Annotated in this window: 7 protein-coding genes; 5 read left to right on the plus strand and 2 right to left on the minus strand. The window is 55.5% G+C overall.

The genetic code is table 11. The features are described 5' to 3' along the window. Window positions 1-11 precede the first annotated feature (11 nt). The 3 genes from QK300_RS03015 to QK300_RS03025 all read left to right on the plus strand — a co-directional run bounded on the left by QK300_RS03015 (window position 12) and on the right by QK300_RS03025 (window position 4031). Window positions 12-959 carry a flagellin gene (locus QK300_RS03015; protein WP_281300035.1) on the plus strand — a complete coding sequence of 316 codons (948 nt, stop codon included), beginning with the start codon at window positions 12-14 and terminating at the stop codon, window positions 957-959. A 152-nt stretch (window positions 960-1111) separates the two neighbouring features. Next, a complete protein-coding gene (locus tag QK300_RS03020) occupies window positions 1112-2224 on the plus strand; it encodes a DUF2336 domain-containing protein (protein ID WP_281300034.1) in 1113 nt (370 codons plus the stop codon). Then, window positions 2217-4031, plus strand: a complete 1815-nt coding sequence (locus tag QK300_RS03025) for a PAS domain-containing sensor histidine kinase (protein WP_281300033.1) — start codon at window positions 2217-2219, stop codon at window positions 4029-4031. Before QK300_RS03020 ends, QK300_RS03025 begins: the two co-directional genes overlap by 8 nt. Window positions 4032-4043: 12 nt before the next feature. Here QK300_RS03025 and QK300_RS03030 read toward each other — a convergent pair whose 3' ends face one another. Next, on the minus strand, window positions 4044-4814 hold the full coding sequence (locus QK300_RS03030) for an NAD kinase (RefSeq protein WP_281300032.1): 771 nt from the start codon (window positions 4812-4814) through the stop codon (window positions 4044-4046). Window positions 4815-4946: 132 nt separating this feature from the next. Next, on the minus strand, window positions 4947-6023 hold the full coding sequence (gene moaA / locus QK300_RS03035; protein ID WP_281300031.1) for a GTP 3',8-cyclase MoaA: 1077 nt from the start codon (window positions 6021-6023) through the stop codon (window positions 4947-4949). A 193-nt stretch (window positions 6024-6216) separates the two neighbouring features. On the opposite strand from moaA, the gene QK300_RS03040 reads away from it, so the two are divergent. After that, window positions 6217-7008, plus strand: a complete 792-nt coding sequence (locus QK300_RS03040; protein WP_281300030.1) for a class II aldolase/adducin family protein — start codon at window positions 6217-6219, stop codon at window positions 7006-7008. A 46-nt stretch (window positions 7009-7054) separates the two neighbouring features. Continuing rightward, the gene (locus tag QK300_RS03045; RefSeq protein ID WP_281300029.1) at window positions 7055-9367 is read left to right on the plus strand and encodes a xanthine dehydrogenase family protein molybdopterin-binding subunit; all 2313 of its coding nucleotides are present in this window, start codon (window positions 7055-7057) and stop codon (window positions 9365-9367) included. Window positions 9368-9621: the final 254 nt, after the last annotated feature.

Consider the following 9621-nt stretch of genomic DNA (forward strand, 5'->3'; position numbering starts at 1 on the left):
AGGAGAGAGCAATGGAACGGATTTCGAGTTTTGGCCAATCCACGGTTTTGCTGCAGAATACGATGCGCAATCAGCAGCGTCAGTTCATTGCCCAGCAGCAGATTTCCAGCGGGAAAAAGGCCAATGATTTTCAAAGTCTGGGGCCGCAAATTCAGGAGGCGCTCAGCGCCCGGCAAGCCCGCGATGGGGTGAACAGCTTTCGCGATACCATCAGCAGCGTCAAGCTTTCGGTGGATGTTTTTGATATTCAGCTTACATCCATTGTGGATTCGGCACGCGGGCTCAAGGATACTGTGCTTGATGCCATCAGCCAGGATGATGCCAGCGGCTTCATGCCCTTTCTCGAACAAAGCTTTGGGCTGATCACCGCAGCGCTCAATAGTCAGGTGAATGGGCAATATCTGTTTGCCGGGGCGCGCACGGATCAACCGCCGATCACGGTGAACAATCTGGCCGAACTGGAAATGCTGCCTACCTCCGCCGATGCCTTTGGCAATGATCAGATGAAAAAACAGGCCATCGTCGCCGAGGGTGTGCAGGTTGAATTCGGCATTCTGGCAGACGAAGTGGCCGATGAAATCATGGCCTCGATGAAGCGATTGGCTGAGTTGAATGCGGTCAGTTCCCTTGATGGCACCTTGAAAGATGGCGATCCACTTGCTTTGCCGCCGATCCCCGATCAGCGCGAATTTCTCATCGCGGAACTTGAAAAGATCGAAAGTGCCGTGCAAAAGGCGCAATCGGCTCAGATCAACAATGCCCTTGTGGGCAATCGCCTTGATAGCATTGATGAGCAGCATGCCACGGCGCAGATTTTTCTCGAAGGACTGGTTTCGGATATCGAAGATGTCGATCTGGCCGAAGCCATCACCCGGCTCAATCAGGATCAAACTGCTCTTGCCGCTTCTTTTCAGGTGCTGGGCAGCCTGTCCCGGTTGAGCTTGTTGAATTTCTTGTAATTTTTCTAAAATTTAGTGTGTATCCATATTTAAATTGGTAATTAAGTCTTCCTTAATCCCCTGCGATCAGTCTAGATTGGTTGATGTGGGCTGATATGAAGGGGGCTTTTGGTGGCAGGGCTTTGCTTGGGCTTTGACACGATGCTTGATTGATGGGCGATCGTATTCATGATCTCGTCACTTTGGCACGTGAAAAAACGGCCGAAGGGCGACGCAAATTATTTGAAAACATGACAGATCTGTTCCTCTCGGAAGAGGGACGGCTCTCTGAGCATGAACGCGCCCTGATGTCAGATATTCTGGCAAAGCTGATCCGGACCGTTGAAAAAAGCCTGCGGCAGGAATTGGCGGAATTTTTTGCCCGCACCGATATCGATCTTCCTGATATTGTTCGCCTTTTATCCAATGATGAAATCGAGGTGGCGCGCCCGCTTCTGGAAAAAAGCCGGCTTTTGCGTGATGAAGATCTGGTCGAGATCATCAGGATGCGCACCGATGAGCATCGTTTGGCCATTGCCCTGCGGGATGAGCTGAGCGAGGACGTTGCCAATGCTTTGGTGGAATATGGCAATAGCGATGTGATCGAAACCTTGTTGCGCAATGCGGATGCCAGCCTGTCGCAGCGGGCGATGGAATATCTCGTTGCCGAATCGCGGCGCAATGATCGTTTTCAGGAACCTTTGGTCAATCGCGATGATCTGCCATCGGAACTGGCCTATCGCATGTATTGGTGGGTGGCCGCCTCCCTGCGCAAACGGATTTTGAGCGAATTTGACGTTGATCCCCTCGTGATCGATGAGGCCATGCGGCAGGCATCTCGCGGGCTGATGGCACAGCAGCAATCGGTGGAGGGCACTTATCTCAAAGCCCAAAGGCTGGTGCGCAGATTGTCGGAAACCGGGGATCTGACGATTGAATTTCTGATGGGCAGCCTGCGCCAGCGCCGGATTGCGGTTTTTGTGGCCGGGCTTGCGGAATTGGGCGGCATCGATTTCAGAACCGCCTGGCGGATTTTCAGTGATCGGGGCGGTGAAAGCCTTGCAGTACTGGCCAAGGCAATTGGCATGGAGCGCAGCCAGTTTACCTCTGTCTATCTTTTGATCAGTCAGGCGCGCGATGGTGGGCGGGCCCGTGGGCCGGGGGTTTTGAAACGCATTTTAGAGCTGTTTGATCAGGTGAGCGCGGCCAATGCCCGGGGTGCATTGCAATATTGGCAAAGAGACAGCGCCTATCAGATGGCGCTGGAGGAATTGCAAAATGTCTGATGATGTTAGACAGCAGATGATCAATGATGATCATGAGGATCTGACCCATTGGGCCCAGAAAATGCGCAAGGAGCCCGCGCCACCATCCCCACATCAGCCCCGGACGAAGCCCCAAGCAAAAACACGGGGGAAAGCCCAGACCGCTCGCCTCGTTAAAACCGATATCCCAACAATCGCTTCAAAAGAGCATGAGACGCCTGGAAAACGAAGGGAAAAAGCCCCCCCCACAGCCGCTGCAAACGATAGCTTAAAGGCTTTGCAGGGACGTTTGATCATTGATGAAAGCCAGCCCTTTTACCTTCTCAGCCCGGAAGGATTGGTTTTGCTGGTCAATGAGGCTTATCAGAAATTGCTGGCGGCCTGTGATGGCCGGAAGCCCGGCCCGGGGATGATCAAAAGCGGCGCTTTCGTGCCATCCGACCATCTGGATTTGGTGGATCGGGTGCTTTCAGCCCGGGAAACCCTGATGACCGAGGATTGGCTGAGCCTTGATGGCAAAAGCCGCTGCTGGCGCGGGCGTCATTTCCCGCTCTGCGATGATGCAGGCCATGTGCAGGCAGTTGGCGGTGTTTATACCGATGTAACGGCGGATCTGAGCTTGCGGCGGGATGCGGTTTTATCGCGTCAGCGGTTTAATGATTTCGCCCGTGCCACATCCGATTGGTTTTGGGAAACGGATCGCGATGGGCATCTGACCTTGCTGTCGGATCGTTTTGTAGCATCCATCGGCTATCCTTCTGCGGCCTTTTATGGCCGCCCATTGGCGGCACTGGCATCATTGGATGATGAGGATGCTTCAGCCTATGATCTGGTCGAAAATCTGGAAAGGGCCTTGGAAAGCCGGGCGCCTTTTCGCGGATTGGAATTGGAGGCTCAAGCCGCAGATGGCCGAAAATTGCGCTTCAGTCTCTCTGCCGTGCCGATTTTCGATTCCCTTGATGGGGCCTTCATGGGTTATCGCGGCGCCGGGATGGATGTTACCGATCTTTATCAAAAATCTATGCAAAGCCTTGAGATGCAGCGCGATCTTGAGGCCACCCTTGAAGAATTGACCCGGAAAAATCTGGAGCTTGATATCGCATCGGTGCAGGCCGAAAGCGCCTTGCGGGCGAAAAATGAATTTCTGGCGGCCATGAGCCATGAATTGCGCACACCTCTGAATGCCATCATCGGCTTTGCCGAAAGTATGGAAATGGCAGTTTTTGGACCTTTGGATGCAAAATATCGCACCTATAGCAAGGATATCGTTGGCGCGGGCCGCCATTTGCTGAGCCTGATCAATGATGTGCTTGATGTGGCCGTGCTCGATAGCGATGGGGTGAGCCTTCACATCGAACCGCTGTCCCTGAAACAACTTTTAGAACAGGCCGCAAGCCTTGTGGCGATCAGGGCGAAGGATCGTCATCTCGATTTGAGCGAACTCGTCCTTGAAAACGATGCGATCATTGCCTGTGATGATCGGCGGACCACGCAGATCCTGCTCAATCTTTTGACCAATGCTTTGAAATTCACGCCCGAAGGGGGGCGGATCGGGGCTGAACTGGAATGCCGGGATGGCAAGGCGATGCTCATCATCTGGGATACCGGGATTGGTATTGCGCCTTCGATGCAGGATAAGGTTTTTGATAAATTCCAGCAGGTTGCGGAAACCATCTATAGCCGGAAAAGCGATGGCGCGGGGCTGGGCCTGCATATCAGCCGTGAACTGGCACGCCTGATGGGGGGCGATATCACCTTGCAATCCAAAGAAGGCAGTGGCTCGCGCTTTACGATTATCCTGCCCTTAGCCGATGCTGAACAGCCCTGAAAAGGCAAGCTTTTAAGGGGTGAATTGCTCCAAAAGCATGCGTTCGGCCAGATTATGTTCCGGGTCAAACAGTAATTTGATGCTGATGGCGGGATCTTTTTCCACCTCAACCGCCTTGATATCGCGCACTTCGTGGAAATCAGCCGTGGCCGAAACCGGCCTTTTGCGGCTTTCGAGAACGGTAAACAGAATGCGGGCATCCGCTTCTAAAAGCGCGCCTCGCCAGCGCCGGGGGCGAAAGGCACTGATCGGGGTGAGCGCCAGAATATCCGAGCCAATGGGTAGAATAGGGCCATGTGCCGATAAATTATAAGCGGTGCTGCCAGCCGGCGTTGCCACAAGAATACCATCGCACACCAATTCTTCCATCCGCACTTTGCCATCAATGGTGATGCGAATTTTGGCGGCCTGCCGGGTTTCCCGCAACAGCGCCACTTCATTGAAGGCAAGATATTCCCGCACATCCCCATCCGGCCCAAAAGCCCGCATCCGCAGGGGATGCAGATGGGCGCTATCGGCTTGGGATAAACGATCAGGCAGGTCTTCAAGGAAAAATTCATTCATCAAAAAGCCCACCGTGCCACGGTTCATCCCAAAGATCGGGACATTATGGTGGATCATTTTATGCAGGGTTTGCAGCATGAAACCATCGCCCCCCAAAGCCACGATAACATCGGCATCCTGGGGACCACAATTGCCATAGCGCGCTTCCAAAGCCTGAGCAGAGCTTTGCGCTTCGGGGCTGCTGCTGGCAATAAAGGCAATGCGGGGGGAAATGACCATAAATCCTGTGTGCTCTTGCTGACGGGAGGGCATCTAATCAGAGCCGGATAGGGTCTGGCAAGCTTTCTGCTTTGGCAGGGGGTTAAAGGCGAAGCATTCACGGTTGAACCGGGGCGCGCTCTGGCCCCATCTTCAGCCCCCGGTCACACTCATATGGCGAGATAGGGCAGGGCCTTCGCCCTTGCGTTCGATCACGAAATCATGGCCTTTGGGTTTGCGGCTGATGGCTTCATCAAGGGCCAGATCAAGGGCGGCATCAAGGGCGCGAGGGTCATTGGCATAGGTTTTATCGCGCAGCACGCGGCGCAGATCGGCTTTATCGTCCTGACCCAAACACAGATATAAAAGCCCGGTACAGGTCAGCCGCACGCGGTTGCAGCCCTCGCAGAAATTATGGGTGAGGGGGGTGATGAAGCCAAGCTTGCGCCCGGTTTCCTTGATGATCGTGTAGCGGGCCGGGCCACCGGTGCGATAGGCACTTTCGGTCAGAGTCCAGCGGCTTTCCAGATCGGCGCGCACCACACTGAGGGGCAGATAACGATCCGTGCGGTCTTCTTCGATTTCCCCCAATGGCATGGTTTCAATCAGGGTGAGATCAAAACCATGGATGCCGCAAAAGCGGATCATCTCATCAAATTCCTGATCATTGATGCCGCGTAGGGCCACGGCATTGATTTTGATCTGCAACCCGGCTTTTTTGGCGGCCTCCAGCCCATCCAGAACCTGTTCGAGCCGCCCGCGCCGGGTGATGGCCGCAAATTTTGCCCGATCAAGGGTATCAAGGGACACATTCACCCGCCGCACCCCGGCGGCATAAAGCTGCGGTGCATAATGCGCAAGCTGGCTGCCATTGGTGGTCAGCGTCAGATCATCAAGGGCCCCGGCTTCCAGATGCCTGCCGAGGCGCTGAAACAGCCACAGGATATTCTTGCGCACCAGCGGCTCGCCGCCGGTGATGCGCAGTTTTCGCACCCCCCGGGCAATGAAGGCGCTGCACAGGCGATCCAGTTCTTCCAGCGACAGCACCTCACGCTTGGGCAGAAAGGTCATGGTTTCCGCCATGCAATACACGCAGCGAAAATCGCATCGGTCAGTGACGGAAACCCGCAGATAATCGACATGCCGCCCGAAAGGATCGACCAACTGGCTCTGGCTTTGGTTGGGGCTTTTGCTGGGGCTTTGCGGGCGGATGGGATGACATGCAGACATGATCGGCCTTATCGCCATGGCAGGCTGGTTTGAGACATTGATCGAGGCGAACGCTATGGCTGACTATATAGCCATCATCGCCTTCTTTACCAGATCGGCGGCCAGATATGAAATCGCTATTTTGGCGGGGTTTATTTTTTGATGAAATGCGCCGATGTTATAAACAAGGCTGAAATGCATGAGAGGATATGAGATGTCGGATCGATTGCAAGCGGTGGATCAAGGCCCAAAATCGCCGGAAGGCCTGCGGGATCAGGTGAGCAAGGAAGAATGGGCCGCGCGTGAGGATCTGGCGGCCGCTTATCGGCTGGTGGCTCATTTTGGGTGGGATGAATTGATTTTCACCCATCTGACCATGCGGGTGCCGGGGCCGGAGCATCATTTTCTGATCAATCCGCTTGGCCTGTTTTTCGAGGAGGTGACGGCCTCATCACTGGTCAAGATCGATCTGGCGGGTAAGAAGGTGATCGATAGCCCCTATGCCATCAATCCCGCAGGCTTTGTCATTCATTCTGCGCTTCATGAAAGCCGTGATGATGCGCGCTGCGTTTTGCATGTGCATACGGTGGCGGGAACGGCGGTGGCAAGCCAGCGAGACGGGCTTTTGCCCCTCACCCAGGATGCCCTCACCCAATGGGGGGATATCAGCTATCATGATTATGAGGGCTTGGCGCTGGAAGCCGGGGAAAAAGAGCGACTGGTTGCGGATATGGGCACGCGCCATCTGATGATCCTGCGCAATCATGGTCTTTTGACCATCGGCGAAACTGTGGGGGCCGCCTTTCTGCGCCTGTTTTTCCTGCAAAGGGCATGCGAGATGCAGATTGCCGCACAATCGGGCGGGGTGCCCCTCATCGTGCTTGACGAAGCCATGGGCCAGCGTGTTTTCCATCAGGCAGCGACCGGCTTTGACCAACCGGCGGCCCTAAGTTGGGCGGCTTTGCGGCGCAAAGCGGATCGCCTTGATCCCGGCTATCGAAATTGATGAAATACAGCTATCTATAAAGTTCAGACGGCGGAAAGGAAGCGATATGCGGCAGTTCGGGATCGGTCAATCCATGCGGCGGGTGGAAGACCAGCGCTTTATCAAAGGCGCGGGGCGCTATACCGATGATCTCAGCTTTGATGGCCAGCTTTATGCCGCCTTTTTGCGCGCGCCCTTGGCGCATGGCGATCTCGTGACTTTGGATGTGGCGGCGGCGCGCAGCTTTCCCGGTGTGGAACTGGTGCTGACCCATGAGGATATGACCGCCGCCGGGATCGGACCGGTGCCCTGTCATGTCAAGCTGCCGGGCATGGTGAAAAAAGATCGCCCGATTTTCGTTTCCCGGCGGGTGCGCTATGCCGGTGAACCGGTGGCGATGGTGGTGGCCACAAGCTTTGCCGCCGCGCGCGAAGCGGTGGATCTGATCATTGCCGATTATGATGATCGCGATGCCGTGGCCGATTGTGAGCAGGCATTATTGGAAACCGCCCCGCAGCTTTATGAAGATGCGCCCGGCAATCGCAGTTTTACATGGGAAACCGGCGATCCGGCGCTTGTGGAGCAGGCTTTTGAGCAGGCGGCCCATATTTCAAGTGTCAAGATCATCAATAATCGCGTGGCCCCCAATTCCATGGAGCCTCGGGCGATCAATGCCCGCTATGATGAGGCATCAGGGTTCGAGGTGCATCTGGGCACTCAAGGGGTGGCGGGCATTCTCAATGGATTTTGCAATCTTTTGGGGATTGATGCCGATCGGATCCGGGTGTGTACCCCCGATGTGGGCGGCGGCTTTGGCATGAAAGCCTTCATGTTTTCGGAATATCTGCCGGTGATGCAGGCGGCGCGCCTGCTGCGAAAGCCGGTGAAATGGACCTGTGATCGCTCGGAAGCCTTTTTATCCGATACCCATGGCCGCGATCTTAAAAGCACCGCCGATATGGCTTTTGATCCAGAGGGCCGGATTTTGGGCTATCGCATCCGCACGATTGCCAATATGGGGGCATGTTTATCGAATTTCGGCCCGGCCATTGCCACTCTTGCCCCTTTGCAGGTGGCTCCCGGCCCTTATCGGATTCCGGCTTTTCATCAGCAGGTGACCGGGGTTTATACCAATAGCGCGCCGGTGGATGCCTATCGGGGCGCCGGTCGGCCGGAAGCGGCTTATCTGTTGGAACGCTTGATCCATCAGGGCGCGATGGATCTGGGCTTATCGCAAGATGAAATCCGCCGCCGCAATTTTGTTCGCGCCGATCAGATGCCCTATAAAAATGTGACCGGGGCGATTTACGATAGCGGCGATTTTACCGGCAATATGCACGATGCCATGGCGCGCGCCGATTGGGCGGGCTTTGCCACACGGCGTCAGCAGGCCACTGAACGTGGGCTTTTGCGGGGCCTGGGGATGGCCTATTATGTGGAATGCACCCTTGGCGACCCGATGGAAGAGATCGATATCAGCTTTGATCCCAAGGCGGGCCGGGTATCGGTGAGCGTGGGCACCCAATCCAATGGGCAGGGCCATGAAACCGCCTATGCCCAGGTTTTTGCCGATCGTTTGGGGATTGATCCCTATCAGGTGGATATTCTGCAAGGGGATAGCGCGATCAAAAACACCGGGGGCGGCACCGGGGGCTCGCGCTCGTTGCAGATGATCGGCAATGCCTGCATCGCCGCGGGTGATAGCGTGATCGAGCGGGGCAGGCAGGTGATGGCGCATCTTTATGAGGCAAGCCCCGAAGACATCCGCTTTGAAGATGGATTTTTCGAGCTTTCAGGCACCAATCGCCGTTTGGGGGTTTTTGAACTGGCCGATGAAGCCGCCAAGGCCGATCTCCCCCAAGCCCTGGCGCGGGGGCTCGATCTGTCGGCACGCTATACCAAATCCGCATCCACATTTCCCAATGGCTGCCATATCGCCGAGGTGGAAATCGATCCCCAAACCGGTGTTGTGGCGGTCAAGCGCTATACGGTGGTGGATGATTTCGGAACCGTTATAAACCCTATGCTGGTTGCCGGGCAGGTCCATGGCGGGGTTGTGCAGGGGATCGGGCAGGCTTTGGGTGAAGATGTGATCTATGATGAAAATGCCCAGCTTTTGAGCGGTAGTTTCATGGATTATCCCATGCCCAAAGCAGGCGATATGCCGGTGATCGATTTCAGCTATAATGAAATCCCATGCCAAACCAATCCTTTGGGCCTGAAGGGCTGTGGCGAGGCGGGAACCATCGGGGCCTGTCCCTCGGTGATGATTGCCATCCTTGATGCGCTGGCTCCAAAAGGGGTCACGGCTTTGGATATGCCGGCCACGCCTTTTGCCATTTGGTCAGCAATCAATAAGGCCGAGGCCAAAGCCGCCTGATATTCTGGATCATCGGGGCTCTTATTGTCAGCCCGGCTCGCGATTTGTGTCATCCCGACTCCTCTTTTATTCGCCACCTCGACCCGCGATTTCCATCACCCCGGCCCGCCTTTTATTCGTCTCCCCGGCCCCTTATTTTCGTCATCTCGTCTCCTCTTTCGCCACCCCGGGTCAAGCCCACTGCTGTCCGGTTTAAATTCACTGCCATTGCAGCACCATTTGGTTCGTGTTTTCCGGTGGGCTATGCGCAGTTT

Origin of the sequence: Iodidimonas sp. MBR-22 (assembly GCF_029946565.1) — a bacterium.
Classification (GTDB): Bacteria; Pseudomonadota; Alphaproteobacteria; order Sphingomonadales; family Rhodothalassiaceae; genus Iodidimonas; species Iodidimonas nitroreducens.

Bases quoted from the DNA above. Each gene is read 5' to 3' on its own strand.
- QK300_RS03015 (WP_281300035.1), top strand. From the start codon at position 12: ATGGAACGGATTTCGAGTTTTGGCCAATCCACGGTTTTGCTGCAGAAT.
- QK300_RS03020 (WP_281300034.1), top strand. From the start codon at position 1,112: ATGGGCGATCGTATTCATGATCTCGTCACTTTGGCACGTGAAAAAACG.
- QK300_RS03025 (WP_281300033.1), top strand. From the start codon at position 2,217: ATGTCTGATGATGTTAGACAGCAGATGATCAATGATGATCATGAGGAT.
- QK300_RS03030 (WP_281300032.1), bottom strand. From the start codon at position 4,814: ATGGTCATTTCCCCCCGCATTGCCTTTATTGCCAGCAGCAGCCCCGAA.
- moaA (WP_281300031.1), bottom strand. From the start codon at position 6,023: ATGTCTGCATGTCATCCCATCCGCCCGCAAAGCCCCAGCAAAAGCCCC.
- QK300_RS03040 (WP_281300030.1), top strand. From the start codon at position 6,217: ATGTCGGATCGATTGCAAGCGGTGGATCAAGGCCCAAAATCGCCGGAA.
- QK300_RS03045 (WP_281300029.1), top strand. From the start codon at position 7,055: ATGCGGCAGTTCGGGATCGGTCAATCCATGCGGCGGGTGGAAGACCAG.